Origin of the sequence: Bradyrhizobium sp. in8p8, assembly GCF_000426845.1 — a bacterium.
In the GTDB taxonomy this organism is placed as follows: Bacteria; Pseudomonadota; Alphaproteobacteria; order Rhizobiales; family Xanthobacteraceae; genus Bradyrhizobium; species Bradyrhizobium japonicum_C.
The window spans coordinates 866,564-883,764 of record NZ_AUGD01000002.1 but is presented as its reverse complement, the minus strand read 5'-3'; the positions used below and the strand labels follow the sequence as shown (position 1 = coordinate 883,764).

Genomic DNA, 17,201 nt, shown 5'->3' with positions numbered 1-17,201 from the left:
ATTCGTTTTCATTTGAGCGGATATCCGCCCGTCATCTGTCCCTCGATCCCGCTTCACTCGTTCCAGGCACACCGTCATGGGTATTGTTCGTTTCGCGCTGCGATTTCCGCACACATTCTATGTGCTTGCGGCGCTAATCCTGTTCCTCGGCGGCATCGCCATCCGGTCGATGCCGACCGACGTTTTCCCGGAGATCCGGATCCCCGTGGTCACGGTGATCTGGAGCTATACCGGTCTCTCGACGCCCGAGATGGAGCAGCGTGTCAGCACCTATAGCCAATACTCGATCAGCGCAAATGTCAGCGGTATCAAAAACGTCGAGGCGCAGACGCTCAACGGCCTGTCGATCCAGAAGATCTACTTCCAGCCCGACGTCAATCTCGATCTGGCGATCTCGCAGATCGTGTCGGCGACCAACGCCATCCGCGCCCTGATGCCGCCCGGCATTCAGCCGCCGATCATCGTTCAGTTCAACGCATCTAGCGTGCCGGTGCTCCAGCTCAGCCTGGAATCCAACAGCCTGAACGAGCAGCAGCTCTATGACTTCGGCATCTATCGGGTCCGCCAGCAACTGGCGCCCGTTCCCGGCGTGACACTGCCGACGCCCGCCGGCGGCAAGTACCGTCAGATCATGGTCGACATCGACCCGAACAAGCTCCTATCGCGCGGGCTGACCCCGCTCGACATCGTCAATGCCGTGAATACCCAGAATCTCACGTTGCCGACCGGCACGGCCAAGATCGGCGACACCCAATACACCGTTCGGACCAATGCGACGCCGGCTTCGATCGAGGATCTCAACATGATCCCGGTCAAGTTCGTCAACGGGGCGACGATTTTTCTGAAAGACGTGGCCCAGGTCCGTGATGGCTCTCAGGTGCAGCAGAACATCGTGCGCGAGGACGGCCACCGCGCCGTCCTGCTCAGTGTGATCAAGAACGGCAATGCTTCCACGCTCGCCGTGGTCAATGGCGTGAAGAAGGCTCTGGAATCGCTTCGTGAGTCGGCGCCTGCGGGGCTCAAGATCAAGGAGCTGTTCGATCAGTCGGTATTCGTCACCCATTCGGTTAGTGGCGTGCTGCGCGAGGGAGCGATCGCGGCCGGACTTACGGCGCTGATGATTCTGATGTTCCTGGGATCGTGGCGATCGACGCTCGTCGTTCTGATCTCCATCCCGCTCGCGATGCTCTCCTCGTTGGTCGTCCTGTACTTCCTCGGCGAGACCCTGAACACGATGACACTCGGCGGGCTTGCGCTCGCGGTCGGTATCCTGGTCGACGATTCCACCGTGACGATCGAGAACACTTACCGGCTCTGGACCGAGGATGGCATGCCTTTGCCGGACGCGACGCTGCACGGGGCGGCCGAGATCGCGATGCCTACTCTGGTTTCCACGCTGGCGATCAGCTGTGTCTTCACTTCGGTCGTGTTCCTAGAGGGACCTGCCAAATACCTGTTCACTCCGCTTGGTCTTGCCGTTGTGTTCGCGATGCTGGCGTCCTATGGGCTGTCGCGGACGCTGACGCCGATCACCATCGGCCTGCTCTTGAAGAGCGAGCGGCGCCACGGCAAGGGTGAAGCCCCGTCAGGTATTTTCGCGCGCGCCTCGGCTGCGTTCGAGCGCGGCTTCGATCGGTTGCGCAATGGCTATTCCGAACTTTTGCTGACCTTGCTGCAGCGGCGCGCCATCGCGCCTGTCGTCGCCGTCCTGGTGCTGGCGCTCGGGGCCATCATGTTCGTCTATGTCGGACGCGACTTCTATCCCCTGATCGACGGCGGCCAGATACAGCTTCACGTTCGCGCGCCCGCGGGCACTCGCATCGAGAAGACCGAAGCGATCTTCCAGGCGGTCGAGGACAAGATTCGCGAGGTGATTCCGGAGCGGGACCGTGCGCTGATCGTCGACAATATCGGGCTTCCGGCGCGCGCCTACAACCTCGCATTCACGGACGGCTCGACGATAGGGGGCAATGACGGCACCATCCTCGTGTCGTTGAAGGATGGACATCAGCCGACCGCGGATTACGTCAGCAAGCTGCGCCAGGTGCTGCCATCGGCATTCCCCGAGGACACCTTCTATTTCCAGGCGGCCGATATCGTTACGCAGATCCTGAACTTCGGGCTTCCCGCGCAAATTGACGTTCGCACGGTCGGCTATGGCGCCAACAATCTGGCCGTGGCAAAGGAGCTTCAGAAGAGCCTGTCCACGATCCCGGGCGTCGTCGATGCTCACCTCCAGCAGGAGGTCGATGCTCCAGCGTTCTACGCCGACATCGACCGGACCAGGGCCGCGCAGCTCGGCCTCAATGCCAGCACGGTTGCGACCAACATCAATGTCAGCCTCAGCTCGTCCGCGCAGGTCTCGCCGAATTTCTGGACCGACCCGGCGTCGGGTATCCCATATTACCTTGCCGTGCAAACACCCGAGTACAGGGCCAATTCGCTGAATGCGCTGGGGAATACGCCGGTGTCGGCTTCGCCTGCGGCAAGCGGGCAGACGGTACCGGGCCTGCTCAGCAATGTCGCGACCTTCAAGCGTGGCACGGTTCCCACCAATTCGAATCAGGCCAACGTCCAGCCGGTGTTCGACATTTATGCGAGCGTGCAGGGACGCGATCTCGGTAGCGTCGCGGCCGACATCAACAAGGTCACGTCCGCGCTGCAGAAGCAGCTCCAGCCCGGCAATTCGATCCAGGTTCTGGGCCAGATCCAGAGCATGCATCAGTCGTTCCGCGATCTGGGAATTGGACTGCTGTTCGCGGCCATCCTGGTGTATCTGCTGATGGTCGTGAACTACCAGAACTTCGGCGATCCTTTCGTCGTCATCCTTGCGTTGCCGGCAACCTTCTGCGGCATCGTGACGATGCTCTTCATCACCGGAACGACGCTGAACGTGCCCTCTCTGATGGGGGCGATCATGGCGGTCGGCGTGGCCTCGGCGAATTCCATCCTGCTGGTGACGTTCGCGCGCGATGAGCAACTGAAAGGACACTCTGCATTCCAGGCGGCGCTTAGCGCCGGCCGTACCAGGATACGTCCGGTCCTGATGACCGCTGCCGCGATGATCGTGGGCATGATCCCAATGGCGATCGGCGGTCCGGGCGAGGAGCAGAATGCGGCACTTGCACGAGCCGTCATCGGCGGGCTGCTGTTCGCGACCCCGACGACATTGCTGATCGTGCCTTATCTGTTCGCCATGCTGCGCAAGCGCAATGATGGCCAGCCTCATCACGGCGTATTCGAGGAGCAACCGCAATGAGTGACGTTCGCGTACGGACCAATGATGAGAAGACGGGCCGGCCAGGTGCGGAGAGCTGGCGGATGGTGGAGCCGCCCGAAAAGGAGCCACGATTGGGCCGCCGTTACGGTGCTGCGTTGCTCGGAGGAGGCATCGTTCTAATGCTCGCGGGCGGTCTCGGCGTTGGCGGCTGGCGGCACTATCAGGCCGCGCGTGAAGCCGCGGCGTTGGCAGAACAGGTCAGAACCGCCGTTCCGGATGTTCGGGTCGCGGTTGTTCGGCCCAGCGGCGACATCATGAAGATCACGTTGCCAGCGACGACGACGGCGTTCGAGGCGGCAAACATCTTTGCGCGGACCAGCGGCTATATCGAGAAGCGCTACGTGGATATTGGCGCGCATGTGAAGAAGGGCGATCTCCTCGCCGACATCACCGCTCCGGAGCTGGACCAGCAGATTGCACAGGCACAGGCGACGCTCGCTCAGAACCAGGCGACGCTGCAGCAGACGCAAGCAAGCCGGGAACTTGCCGACGTCACTAATGCGCGGGACAGCAATCTCGTCAAGCAGGGCTGGCTGACGGCGCAGCAGGGCGACAATGACCGGCTCACGCTGCGTGCGCAGCAGGCTGCTGTGGGCGTCGCCCAATCGAACATCGCGGCGCAGGAGGCTCAGATTCGGGTCCTCCAGCAGGAGAAGGCCTACCAGCGCGTGGTGGCGCCGTTCGACGGCGTAATCACGCAACGCAACGTGGACAATGGCAGCCTGGTGCAGGCCGGGTCGACCTTCATGTTCACGCTGATGCATTCCAAGGTGATCCGGACCCAGGTCTTTGTGCCGCAGGACGAGGCCTTTGGAGTCACCCCCGGCATCGATGCCGATATCCGCGTCCCCGAGATTCCGGGCCGGACGTTTCCGGGGAAGGTCACGCGGATCGCGACCGCGTTGCAGCCGGGCAGCCGAACGCTGCTGACCGAGATCGACGTGCCAAATCCGGATGGCCTGCTCAACCCCGGCATCTATTGCACGGTCGAGCTATCGATTCCGCGCAAGACGCCGTCGATGATCATCCCGTCCGACGCACTGGTGTTCGATGAAAACGGTCTTCACGTCGTGCTCGTGCGCAATGGCACCGTTCATTTGCAGCAGGTCTCGATCGCGCGGGATTTCGGCACCACCGTCGAAGTCCGTGAAGGCGTGCAGCCCGGCGATCAGGTCGTTCTCAATCCGGCGGTGAGCCTGGCAGAGGGCAGCAAGGTAACCGTTCGCAAGGTCGTAGTGAGTTAGGGCGAGGGGATGGTAAGAACCATTTTCGCAACGTTGCTCACTTCGTTGCTGCTCGCTGGCTCTCCGAGCAACGCGCAGGTGGCCATAACCGGCAGCACGGCGATGGGCCTGCCGACGGTGCCGGGCGCGATCGTGATCTCGCCGTTGAACAGTCCCGGTCCTTTTTCCGCCACGACCGAGCCAAACGCACCCGACACGACGCTCGCGCCCGTTCCGCTTGCCTCGGACCCGACGTCGCCGGGGACCGTAGTTGTCTGCGCTCCGCCATCGCCGTCTCCGATGCCGGAGCCGCCGATCGCGACGAACCCGGGCTTGTCGACGCCGGGCAGCGCCGCTCCGACATTGCCGGTCATGGGACTGAGCGGCAGCTCCACTGGAACCATTCCCGCAGCTGCGTCGATAGGAACGGGTCCGACGGTTGCATGCAGCTCCGTGCCGGGCGGCCAGGTGACGTCTGCCGCATCACTGCCGCTGTCGATCCCGCAGGTGCCGACCAGCCGGGCACCGGGCACCATTTCGGTGGATCTAATGGATGTTGGCGGCACCGGCCTTGATCCAAACTCCATCGTGCCCAGCCCGAACAGCTCTGCCTGCATGGAAGGGGTCTCGATGAACCTGGCTTCGCCTGCGACTGTGTTGCCAGCCAATGCTACAGGTGCAGCGCCGACGCCGGGCGTGTCGCCGATCCTGCCGCCGGGATGCTGAGGGCTCTTTGCTTCATAGGCCGGGCGCAGCTCGGCCCTTGGTGGGAACATGGATTCGCCGTCCAGCAGTCGTCATCGAGAGATCGTGATCCAGCGTCGTCCGCAGGATTGGGGGAAGAAGCGCTTTGGCTAATGGCAGGTGCAGGAAGCGGATCGGCCGCCGCCACGTGCCGTCGCCGGGCTTGCAACCAGACCGCGCGCGAATGCGAGCGCGGGAAGATCGACTTCCCGGTCGAACATCGCCGTGATCGGGCCGACGAGATCGAGCGCGGTCTGCTTGCGGTCCGATCCTGCCATGATCCTTGCCCAAGCCGCAGCGATCTTCAGCTCGTAGAAGCGGCATTGTTGCTCTCTTGCAACGGACAACCCTTCGGCGCACAGCAGTTCCGGCCGGGAGAGATCGAGCGGAGCATCGACCAGCAGAATTTCAGCCTTGATGCGCAAGAGATCCGCAAGGCACCACAATTGCCGGCCTTGCCTGGCGATGTTCAAGGCCTCTTCGACGGCGGCCAAGGCTGGCGCGGTCTCACCGGTCGCAAGCAGGCCTTCGGCGAGTGAACCCAGAAACTCGGGATTGCGCATCAGCCATCCATTCTCGGCCCGCGCCTTCAGTCCGCTCCGCAGCAACGCTATTCCATTGTCGTACTGACCTTCCAGGACGAGCAGCTGTCCCTTCAGGCACGACGTCCAGCTCGTCCAGAAAGCTATTCCCTCGCGGGTCACGAGCTCGAGAAGTGCCGAGATCGCCTGATCGGCCGCGGCGAGATCATGCGTCATGAGAGCGATCGGGCAGACGGCGTTCCGCAACGCGTAGGCAATCGCAAGCTTGTCCTTCTCCCGCTCCGCCTCCTGGAGGCATTCGGCGGCAAGAGCCCTGCTCTGCACCACCTGTCCCTGTAGCAGCAGGACGCGGGCCAACATGGCCTTGGCCAAAACGCTCTGGTTGAGCAGGAACCACATCTGGTGCGGGCCGTCCTCCAATCCGTGAGCCTCGTGATCCAGGGACAGGGTGAGCTCCCGCCTCGCATCCTCTTGCGCTCCGTAGAAATGCGCGGCGGCGCCGATCAGGCGTCGACCTACGGTCTCGTTGGCGGGATTCTCCGTTCGCAGGGCGATCTCGAGGTATCGCTCGCCGACGGACTTGGCGGCGTCATATTGGCCCGAGTTGAGATTGTAGCTCCACAGCGTCCATACAGCCTTGAGCTGCAGCTCGAGATCGGACATTTCTTCGGCGAGCACGAGGCCGATGTTGAGGGCCGCTTTCATGCGGTCGGCAGAGCCGGTAGTGTTGAGAAGGGCGAATCCCAATGCGACATGGAGCTGCGCCTTGAGCCTTGGATCGGAGGTGAGCTCAGGGCCGAGATGGGCGAGGGCGTGCTCGATCCGGCTGGAGCACTCCACGAAGGACAGTAACTGCATCCATACCGGAACGAAGCCCGCCGTCAGCTCGACTCCGAGCGCGGCATCGCCATCAGGCGCAAAGGCCCAGTCGAGCGCGACATGCACGTTCTCGATCTCCTGGGCGAGGCGGGAAACATCGTCAGAGGTTGGGGAAGTGTCGCCAAGCGGCGTCACGAGCTGCCTCAGGAAGCTCGCTTGCCGTCGTGTCACTTGCGCGACGAGGCCCGCTCGCGCCAGCTTCTCCAAGGCGTAAGCACGCGTCGTCTCGAGCAGGCGCCACCGCCCCTCGAAGGAGGGATCCAGAGCGACCAGCGATTTGCCGACCAAATTGAACAGCGTCTCTATGACGTCCGATCGTGTAAGGTCGTCGTCTGCCACTGCAATGGCCGCGTCCAGCGTGAAGCCGGCCGGAAACACCGCGAGCCGGCAAAGCAGCCTCTGCTCCTCGGACGACAACAGATCGTAGCTCCAGTCCAGCGTCGCTCGCAGGGTCTGGTGCCGGGGCAGCTGGTCGCGACGACCGCTGCTCAGGAGCTCGAAGCGCCGGTCCAGGCGTGTCAACACGGCGTCCACCCCGAGATTCGCGACCCGGGCTGCGGCGAACTCCAGCGCGAGCGGAATTCCGTCGAGCCGCCGGCAGACGGCGGCTATCTTGGGCAAATCGCTTGGGTCGGGAACGAAGCTTGCACGCAGCGCCCGCGTGCGTGCGACGAAGAGCTGCACCGCGCTTTCCCGAAGAAGCAGATCGGGATCCAGGATATCTGGTCCGGGGACTGACAGCGGCGGGATGGCTGCAACGTATTCGCCGTCGATGCGCAGCCCTTCGCGGCTGGTCGCAAGGACGGTGACATTCGGACAATTGCGAAGTACCGCGCTGGCGATTTGTGCGGCCACGTCGATGACATGCTCGCAATTGTCGAGCACGAGGAGCAGGCGCCGAGTGCCGATGGCCTCGGCAATGCTTGCAGAGGAGACGTTCTTGTCGTTCAAGGCAAGCTTCAGGGCGCGGGCCGTTGCAGCGATCGCGAGTGCCGGATCCTGCAAGGACGCGAGCTCGATCAGTGCGACGGACTCGCCGAACGATGACGCGACGTGCCGAGCAAGTTCGATGGCCAGCTTCGTCTTTCCGATGCCGCCGGGGCCGACGAGCGTCACCGCCCGATATGCGGACAGGATGTCGACCAGTTCGGTCAGGCAATCCTCGCGACCGATCAGAGGCGCACGCATATTCGGAAGGTTGCTCGAGAAGGAGCTGGACGGAGCGGATATCGTAGTGGCCGCCCCGTGATCCGGATGTCCGCTTCGCCAGCTTCCGGCGAGGGTGTATCCTCGGCCTGAGACCGTTCTGAGGAGATCGCGATCCTTGCCGAGCGCCTTGCGAATGGCGGAAATATGGACCTGGAGCGTGTTGTCCTCGACGACCTGGCCCGACCAGACGGTCCCGATCAATTCATCCTTGGTCACCAGCAGGCCGGCAGAGTCCGCCAGCTTCTCGAGAAGCTCGAACGCACGGCTGCCAATCGGCACCGCGACGTTGTCGTGTCTCAGCTCCCTGCGCTGGCAATCAATGAGCCAGTTTCCGAAAGTAAAGGTTCGATTGGCCGGCGAAGACGACATTGGGATCCGTAGATCAGATTCACAGTCGCGATGCCGGCAAAGTCATGGCCCCCGAGGACCACCGTCACTTGGCAATAATATGGAAGCATGACTATGCCTTGGTCTCGTATAGGGGAGGCCGTTGGCATGTCAAGAAGACCTTCGCCGCCCTCGGGCCTCCGCCGTCGGGCCAGTGTTCGATATGCTGGTTGTTCCATACAGGAATTCGTGACGATAATCGGTGTGGGGGCGTCTGAAATTTCCCGATCTTGCACCCTTAACCTGCGACTAAATCGCGTCTTGCTACGGTCGTTTCGATGGAGGCCTTCAACGATCGCGGATTCCGCCGGCCGCGCATCTTCTGGCCTGGCGCGATACCAGCAATAAATGCCTCAGCAGCCAGCGCCGAGTCGACGGCGCAATGCCGCCCGGTCGGCTTGATCTGGCCATCGGGAAATAGCGGCCGAGTGCAGCGTGCTGATCGGAAGAACGGCGCTGCATGAGACTGCCGTTCTTCCGTCAGCGAGACAAAGGCCCTCAACGCTGCGAGGAGCTTCCTCGGCTCAGCGCCTGTCGCTTGCCTTGCAGCCAAGGGTCTGTCCGGTCCACGGGCTCAGTAGCCAGAGGTAGGCTCGCATGGAGGCCGGTGCCACGGAGCAGTCGCGTACGCACCGACGTCGGGAGCGCGAACGCAGCTGCGCTTGGCAGTGACCGGCACGCGCTGAACCGACGCATAGGAGTCGACGTTCGTGTGACGCGTGTTGTTGCTGCCTTCGCGAGCCATCGCGGGGGAGGCAATCAGGGCCGCAACGGCCAGTCCGGCCGACAAGAGCTTCAGAGTAGTCATTGCATGTCTCCTTGAAAAAGCGACGCCGGGAACGCCTCGGCTCGCACGTCAAACATGGGCACGCGCATGCCGGATCAGCAGCATCAATCGAACGATCGCTTTCGCCTTTGCACGGAGTCGTGGCCGGCTCGGTGCGCAGCTGCTGGTCCGCGAAATTACGTGGCTGCCGCAGTGTGGGCCCGGCGGGGTGCGCCGCTTGGCGCGGGCGCACTCCCGTGCGGATTCACGGATGGGCGTGGTCAGCTGCGTACGCAGGCTGCCCGTCTGTCGCTCCATCAACGATGCCATTGATAGACGTGGGATGGCGTGCTCCGAACACCGGCGCGGCGCCACCGGGCCGCTCCAGACCAATCCGTCCTGCCGGCGTCAGCGCGCCTCGGTTGAGCACGTCGCGATCCGGATACATTGATGCAAATGCCGCGGGTTCCTGGTCGGCGAAGGACCAGGTCGCGGAGGCCGAGGATATCGTTGCCGTAGAGATCAGCGCCGCGGCGATCATGGTCTTGAATACACTCATATCGACTCTCCATTACTCGTGAGGCGCGGAGTGTCGCTTGGCGATTGTCGCTGCTCGGCTGGTGACGTTTCCGAATCGTCTTCTGTGCCGAGTCATATAGGCAATGCAGTCGTAAAGACTTGTCCGGTACGCATCACTCTTGCGCGAAGACGAGTTGGGTAGCAGGCATGTACGCGGGCGATTGAGGAGGAATGGTCCATCTCCGACGTCGAATTCTGTAACGTTTGTCATAATCGTTCGCGCGATCGTGCGTGGTCGTATCAGTCGCGGCGTCCAGTTTAAAGGGCAGTCATCGAACATGCGGAATGCAAACCATGAAACTGCTCTCTTTCCTCTGCGTGATAGCTTGTCTTGAACTTTCGGGCACGGCATCTGCCCACACAGGCATGGGATCGCATATGTCGACGGCGAGAGGCGGTGCTCTCGGTACGAGTGCCGCGGCGCCTGGAACGAACTCGCTCGGCATTGCACTTCCCTCGTCGGAGGGCGACGGTCATGCGATGAAACGGCCTCTGCTCGGCACGGACGCGGCCATCGACAAGGAAGATGCCCGGCTCGAGAAAATGCTGGAAGGAGCGATCTGCCGCGGCTGTTGACAGGTGAGGGGTACCAGAAGCCGGGTCCGGCGGTCTTCCGCGGGACTAGCTGTGTCTCCTGACAGGATGGTGATAGACTTGCACGCAAGACAATGAAACCATTCGGGGCCGTGCCAATCATGGCTGAGACAGGCCAGCGTCCCGTCTACACCTGCTCGGAGTGGGAGATCGATCTTGCCAGGCGCGAATTGCGCTCGCTGGGAGACGTCGTTCCTCTGGGCGGACGCGCCTTTGAGATACTCGCGGAGTTGGTCCAGGCAGAAGGCGATCTGGTTACCAAGAACGATTTGGTCGAGCGCGTCTGGCGGGGCGTCTTCGTCGAGGAGAGCGCACTCAGGGTGCACATTGCGGCGATCCGAAGAGCCCTTGGTTCGGGCCGCGACATGCTCGCAACCGAGGTCGGACGCGGTTATCGCCTGCAGGGGACATGGCAGATCCGCCAGATGAATGCGCCCTTGCAATCTGTCGCATCCGAACAATTGCGCTCGACCAACATTCCGAGCGCATCCTTCGATCTGATCGGGCGGGCCACCGCCATCGCGCATCTGTGGGAGCTTCTCTCGGCGTATCGAGTGGTTAGCCTTGTCGGCCCTGGGGGCATTGGCAAGACGGCGCTTGTATTGGAAGCCGCCAGAAAGCCGCCGCCCGGCTTTGCGGCAGATCGGTTGATGGTCGAGCTTGCCTCGTTGTCCAACCCCAAAATGGTTTGCTCGGCCGTTGCCGGCGTGCTCGGCGTCAAGCTCGAAGGAGAGGACATCTCGCCGGGGGCGGTCGCACGTGCGATCGGCGCGCGGCAGCTCTTGCTCATCATCGACAATTGCGAGCATGTCGTCGAAGCGGTGGCCCAACTGGCCGACGCGATCGTCAGCCGCTGTCCCGGGACCACCATCGTTGCGACCAGCCGTGAAGCGCTGCGCATCGACGGCGAGCACGTCTATCGCGTTCCTCCTCTAGGCGTGCCGCCGGAATCCCGGCTCGGATGCGGCGGCGCATTTGCCTATACCGCCGTGGAATTATTCGTGACCAGGGCGAGGGCGCTCGGTTCGAACTTTGCGCTGGATGAGGAAAATCTCGAAGCGGTTGCCTCCATTTGCCGGCGGCTCGACGGGATTCCGCTTGCGATCGAGTTCGCGGCGGCGCGCACGGTGATGCTAAGTCCAGCGAAGATTGCTGTGCTCCTGGACGACAGGTTCAAATTCCTGACGACCGGCCGTCGGACGGCATTACCCAGGCAGCAAACCCTTCGTGCGACGCTCGACTGGAGTTACGATCTGTTGCCGGAGGTGGAGGCGCGGATCTTGCGGCCGCTCGGCGTTTTCGCCGGAGAGTTCTCGCTCGAAGCCGCGATCGCGGTGGCTGGCGAGGACATGAGCGAGGTGACGCGTCGGCTGGCGAATCTGGTGGCCAAGTCGCTCGTTCTTGTCGACATTGGCGGTGATCATGCTCACTATAGACTGCTGGATACCACGCGCGCATACGCATTGGAAAAGCTGCGCTCCCGCGGGGAGCTTGCCGGCGCGGCGCAGCGTCTCGCCGAATATTACCGCGGCTTCTTTGCGCGAACCGAAGCCGATAGCGAGCAGCCGCAGTCCGAGTGGCTTACGTTCTATGGTCGCCATATCGATAACGTGCGATCCAGCCTCGATTGGGCCCTCTCGCCGGCGGGGGACGCGCAGATCGGAGCAGCGCTGACCGTTGCGGCGGTCCCGCTATGGATGCAATTGTCACTGTTTGCCGAGTGCCGCGAGCGGACCGACCTGGCGTTGGCTCGTCTCGAGGGGAGTGCTGCGAATGCGCCGCAGCTGCGCATGCAATTGTTGGCTGCGCGCGGCTGGTCGCTGATGCATGGTATTGGAAGAGCCGGGGAGGCGGGTCTTGCCTGGGCCGAAACGCTGGGGCTCGCCGAGCAACTCGGCGACGACGATTATCTGCTGCGATCGCTCTGGGGGCTGTGCATCGATCGATTCAACAATGGCGAATTTCGCAAGGCACTCGGTCTCGCGCGCCGTTTTGCGGATATCGTGGCGGGATCACGCAACTCCGTGGATCGGATGATGGCAGAACGGCTCCTCGCTACTTCGATGCACTATCTCGGCGACCAGCGGCTGGCGCGCCGTCATATCGACCGGGCATTGGCCCGTCTTTACGATCTCACGACAAAGCCGCAGGTGTTTCGCTCCCGTTTCGACCTGCGCGCTTCAGCGTATTGCGTCCAGGCCCGCATCCTCTGGCTGCTCGGCTGCGTCGACCAGGCGCTGAGCGTGGTCGATCGCAATCTCGAGGAAGGTCGCACGAGTGGTCATGCCCTGACGTTTTGCAGCTTGCTCGGAGAGGACGCCTGCCCAGTTGCCTTTTTCGCCGGTGATCTCACCCTGGCGGAGCGCTACTACGCGATGCTGATCGAGCAGACCGAACGGCACCCGGTCCGGCTGTGGAACGTCTGGGCGCGCGCCTTCAGGGGGATGGTGATGGCGCGCGGTGGCGACCTTGAAGGCGGCCTGTCCTTGCTACGCAAGGCGCTAGGCATGGCGGGCGAGGCGCGATTCCTGCCGCGTTTTTTGCTTCCTCTTGGAGAACTGGCGGCATGTCTTGGAGAAGCCGGCGAGGTTTCGCAAGGGCTTGCAACCGCCGAAGAGGCGCTTGCGCTATGCGAAGCGCGTGAAGAGGGTTGGTATGTAGCTGAACTCTGGCGCATCAAGGGCGAATTGCTGCTGCGCTCTGGCGCGCATCATTCCGTGGCCGCCGCCGAGCAGGCCTTCGACCAGGCTTTGGTGGTGGCGCGGGGCCAAGGAGCTCTGTTCTGGGAACTGCGAACGACGATCAGCCTGGCACGATTGCGGATCGGCCAGGGCCGGTCGGCCGAGGCGTGGCATATTCTCGATTCCGTGTACGGCAAGTTTACCGAGGGCTTCGAGATCTCCGATCTGCGCCGCGCGAGGACAATGATGGCGCAGCTGTCGGCTTGGTAGCTCACGTCGCGGCGTGGCGTCCGATGTCTCGGAGCGGGCGCACGAGCTCGCTTAGTGAACCGCAAGCTTGTCCGACCGGGAGAAACGCAGCTCGATGAGCAGATCCGATGCTGTCTTGAGACTGCGTGCACCGAATCCCTCGGTGAATCGGGCATACACAGGCGCAAGAAGTTCCTCTGCGTCCCGGTGGCGGCCTTGCCGCTGCCGCAACTTCGCAAAAGCGATTGCCGTACGCAGCTCGTAACCGAGCGCACCCTGTTGGCGGGCCAATTCGAGGGAATGCTCGAGGGTCTGCTCCGCCAGCAACACGTCCGGCGTGGCCTTCCGTATCAGCGCCTCGGCCTTCACCCGCAGCATGTCGGGCATCTCCAGCAGGAAGCTGCAACGTCGCGCCTGGGCAATTGCCCGGTTGATCGTTTCCAGCGCCGCGTCGCCGCGATCTGCCGCCGCCAGCGCCGCAGCAAGCGGTACGCTCAACCCTGCGACCGCACCGAAACGATGGTCCTGCAGCTTCTCGACCGAGCCCTCCAGCAACGGGAGACCCGAATCGGCTCCGCGCGCGAGCAGTGCAATTCCTTTCATGGCTTCTGCGGCGATGTGGAGCGTGGCGAGCTTGTGCGTGCGACTCTCGGCCAGAAGCGTGTCGATAGAATCCTCGTAACTGTCCAGTTCCTCGTTCCAATAGAAGACGTCGAATGCCCAGAGCAGCGCCCGGCAGAGCATGGTGGGGTGGTTCATGGTGCGCGCATCGGAAACGGCCTTTCGCACTGTCTCCATGGCCCGGTCAGGATATCCCTGGAGCCAAAGGTTGCGGGCCAAGGTGATTGGCGCGCGGCCGGGGTAGTCGAGCGTCGGCTCGCCATCGACATCCGCATTCGCATCGGGACGCGACATCGCCGCCTCTATGTACGCGCGGGAGGCGGCAAGGTTGCCGAGATAATGGCAGGAGATGCCGAGCGCCACGCGCATGCGGGAAAGGGCGCCGGGATCGCCGCTCTCGAGTGCAACGCGCTCGCCTCTTCTGGCCGTCGTCAAGCCGTCGTCGAATTTTCCGGTGAGCAGTTGGAGCAGATGCAGCCGATTGATCAGCCGGACCTGGCCGGAGAGGTCGCCGTTCTTCTCTGCCAGCGCGAGCGCGCGGTTGAGGCAGATCATGGCCAGATCGTCAAGTTGCCCGGTGAGTGTTCGGGCGGATCCGAGTGCGGCGTAGAGCACAAGACTGTGTTTCGCGCTTTCGGCGGTTTCATCGAGAGCCTCGAGGGCACGGGCAGCCCAATGCTCGCATTCGGCCAGGAGCGACAATTTGAAGAACAGAGGAATCGCTGCGGCCGTGAGCGCAACGCCGATGCCACGGTTTCCCCGGTCCGAAAAGCACCATACCAGAGCACTTCGTATGTTGCCGAACTGATCGGCGGCGGTCGAGAAACCGTCGCTCGCCGTGCCATCCGTGTCCTCGAGCAGGGCGAGAAAGTAGTTGGCATGACGCCACGCCACCTCATCGGCATCGGTGTCGGCGGCGAGCCGCTCCTCCGCGTAGGCCCGGGTGGCGTCAGGAAGCCGATAGCGGGTCGATTGCCGATCGGCGCTCGACGCAAGTATCGATTTGGTGACGAGACTGTCGATGATCGCCGGAATGGCGCCATCGTCCTTTGCAGTCGCGGCAATCGCCTGCGCGGCGTCTAAGGTGAAGCTGCCGACGAATACGGACAGCCGATTGAGAACCTCGCGCTCTGCTCCGGGCAGGAGATTGTAGCTCCATTCGATGGTCGCGCGTAGCGTGCGGTGGCGTGGCAAAGCAGTGCGCCGTCCCTCCCAGAGCATATTGAATTGCTTATCGAGGAGTCGGAGCATTGCGCCGACGCCGTATGCGCCGACATGGCCCGCGGTGAGTTCGATTGCCAGCGGAATGCCGTCGAGACGTCGGCAGACGTTTCCGACGTCCGAGGCGTTCGCATCCGTCAACGCGAACTCGCTCCCTGTGGACGTCGCACGCTCGACGAAGAGCTCGACGGCGGGATAGGCCAGCGCGCTTGCCGCAGTCAGAATGGCCTTCTCCGGCGGGCTTGCCAGTGGCAGAAGGCGATAGACATGTTCGCTCTCGACACGCAACAGCTCCCGGCTGGTGGCAAGGATGTGCAACTCCGGTGCCTCCTGAAAGAGCCGATCTGCCAGTGCGGCCGCCGCATCGATGACATGCTCGCAACAATCCAGAATGAGCAGCATGCGCTTGCCGCGAAGGAGAGTCGCAAGATCCGTCGAGGGATCGTTCGATCTGGCCGGCAAGCCAAGCGAAGCTGCGGCGACGGCCGGCATGAGGGCGGCATCGCAAGTCTCGCCCAGACTGACGAAGCGGACCTGGCCTGCGAATTCGGCGAGCAGGGTGTAACCGACCGAAACGACCGCCGTCGTCTTACCGATGCCGCCCGGCCCGACGACGGTTACGAAACGCTGAACTCGCAACCGTTCGGATATTTCCCGGATGGTTCTTTCACGTCCCACCATCTGCCGGGGACGCGCCGGCAGGTTGTGGACATCAGGAAGACTGGACGGCTCCGGTTGTACCTCGTCGGGCTCGGAGATCGACCCGACAAAACAATAGCCCCTTCCGGAGACGGTGCTCAGATAGCGGACGCCGGCATTGCCGACTCCGAGCGCCTTGCGAAGCGCCGCGATGTGAACGCGCAAGCTGTTCTCGTTGACACTGGAGCCGGGCCACGCTCTGGTGATCAGATCGCTCTTGCTGACGACGGTTCCCGCTTGTCGGATCAATGTGAGCAGGATGTCGAAGGCCCGCGCCGACAGCTGGATTTGCTCGCCATTCCTTTCAATCCGCCGCTGCCCGGCGTCGAGATGAAACGGGCCGAAGACGAAAGTCTCCCGAGAGGCGCTCTCTTGGTCAGATGGGAGAGCAGCGGCCATGTCAATATCGCTCTGCCAACTGGCGGCCCCTCTAGGAGTTCAACCGACGAACGACTTGTCGGGTTCTAGAACTCGGGACCTCGCTAGGACGTGTGGAGGTTGTGCATGCTCAAAACTAACATCGGGCCATATCGACGTAAAGGATGGTCGCTATGCGCCGCATGTCACGGCCGCATATGGAGCTTTTGCGCTTTCAGCCTTTGATGCGGCGATATGTCACTCAACGGCGCTCGGCTCTAGCCGATGATCACCGGCGAGAAGAAGTCCTCCAGTCCGATACGGCGCAGCAATTCGGCGCGTGCGCGGCCGGCGATGGCGTCGATGGCGGCTGCGCCATCGTCATCGGGATCGAAATGAACCCTGAGCGGCCGCCGCCCCAATGGCATATTCACGACATCGACGATGGCTCTCGCGACGTCTTGCGGAGCCCGATCCCTGGGCGAAAACTGCGCCAGTCCCGCGAGCGCGGTCTCCGTCACATCGCCGGTCGGGCCGTCGGCGTATTCCTCGGCGCGAGCGGTGTCCGTTGGCCGACCGGAGCGAACGTAGTGGCCGGGTCCGAGAGCGCTCGGAACGACGATGCTGGTCTCGATCCCCCATCGTGCGAGTTCGCCGGCATAAGCAAGCGCTAGCGTGTCGATGGCGGCTTTCGACGACGCATAGGCGCCAAGAAATGGCACCGCGACGCCAGAGGCACAGCTCGATGTGATCCATATCATCAGGCCTTGGCCCTGTTTGCGTAATTGCGGCAACGCCGCCCGATTGAGGCGCTGCGCGCTCAGCACGTTGATCTCGTAGAGTTCGGCGAGTTGCTCCGGCGTAAAGGCTTCCGTTGGCCCATAGAGGACCTGTCGCGCATTGTGCACGATCACGTCGAGGCGTTCGTGTTCGGCGATGACGCCTGCAATGGCCGCGGTCACGGAGGCTGCCGAGGAGATATCAAAGTCGATGGTACGAAGCTCAGCGGCCTGTGGCCCCGTCCTGCCGGAGCCAGGTTCGCTCAGGTCGCCCGCTTCCCGCATTGAGACGTAGACCGTGTGCCCCGCCTGCGCCAGTTCCTCACAGATGCTTCGCCCGATGTTGTTTCCAGCTCCCGTTACGACGATCACTTTGCTCATTGGATCCCCA

General features: G+C 62.8%; 9 protein-coding genes. 4 read left to right on the top strand and 5 right to left on the bottom strand.

What is annotated here, in order from left to right:
• The first annotated feature begins 76 nt into the window (after positions 1-76).
• A complete protein-coding gene (locus K408_RS0109705) occupies positions 77-3,259 on the top strand; it encodes an efflux RND transporter permease subunit (protein ID WP_024338405.1) in 3,183 nt (1,060 codons plus the stop codon).
• A complete protein-coding gene (locus tag K408_RS0109700) occupies positions 3,256-4,524 on the top strand; it encodes an efflux RND transporter periplasmic adaptor subunit (protein ID WP_024338404.1) in 1,269 nt (422 codons plus the stop codon). The genes K408_RS0109705 and K408_RS0109700 overlap by 4 nt, the downstream gene beginning before the upstream one ends.
• Here K408_RS0109700 and K408_RS37855 read toward each other — a convergent pair.
• The 3 genes from K408_RS37855 to K408_RS37850 form a co-directional block, all read right to left on the bottom strand.
• Complete coding sequence (locus K408_RS37855) at positions 4,521-5,279, bottom strand: hypothetical protein (RefSeq protein ID WP_196232362.1); 759 nt, start codon at positions 5,277-5,279, stop codon at positions 4,521-4,523. The two genes, K408_RS0109700 and K408_RS37855, sit on opposite strands and share 4 nt — an antisense overlap.
• A 78-nt stretch (positions 5,280-5,357) precedes the next feature.
• The gene (locus K408_RS0109690; RefSeq protein WP_230646680.1) at positions 5,358-8,156 is read right to left on the bottom strand and encodes an ATP-binding protein; all 2,799 of its coding nucleotides are present in this window, start codon (positions 8,154-8,156) and stop codon (positions 5,358-5,360) included.
• Between the two features lie 1,139 nt (positions 8,157-9,295).
• Entirely contained in the window at positions 9,296-9,589 is a 294-nt protein-coding gene (locus K408_RS37850) for a hypothetical protein (protein ID WP_024338401.1), read from the bottom strand.
• Between the two features lie 398 nt (positions 9,590-9,987).
• Between K408_RS37850 and K408_RS0109680 the strand changes: the two genes are divergently transcribed.
• Both K408_RS0109680 and K408_RS0109675 read left to right on the top strand, forming a co-directional pair.
• Positions 9,988-10,185, top strand: a complete 198-nt coding sequence (locus tag K408_RS0109680; RefSeq protein WP_230646679.1) for a hypothetical protein — start codon at positions 9,988-9,990, stop codon at positions 10,183-10,185.
• Between the two features lie 92 nt (positions 10,186-10,277).
• Positions 10,278-13,154 carry an ATP-binding protein gene (locus K408_RS0109675; protein ID WP_029673996.1) on the top strand — a complete coding sequence of 959 codons (2,877 nt, stop codon included), beginning with the start codon at positions 10,278-10,280 and terminating at the stop codon, positions 13,152-13,154.
• Between the two features lie 51 nt (positions 13,155-13,205).
• Here the strand turns inward: K408_RS0109675 and K408_RS0109670 are convergent, their stop codons facing one another.
• Positions 13,206-16,073 (bottom strand): ATP-binding protein, encoded by a 2,868-nt coding sequence (locus K408_RS0109670; RefSeq protein ID WP_024338398.1) that lies wholly within the window; start codon positions 16,071-16,073, stop codon positions 13,206-13,208.
• A 236-nt stretch (positions 16,074-16,309) separates the two neighbouring features.
• On the bottom strand, positions 16,310-17,191 hold the full coding sequence (locus K408_RS0109665; protein ID WP_024338397.1) for an SDR family NAD(P)-dependent oxidoreductase: 882 nt from the start codon (positions 17,189-17,191) through the stop codon (positions 16,310-16,312).
• Between the last annotated feature and the right edge of the window lie 10 nt (positions 17,192-17,201).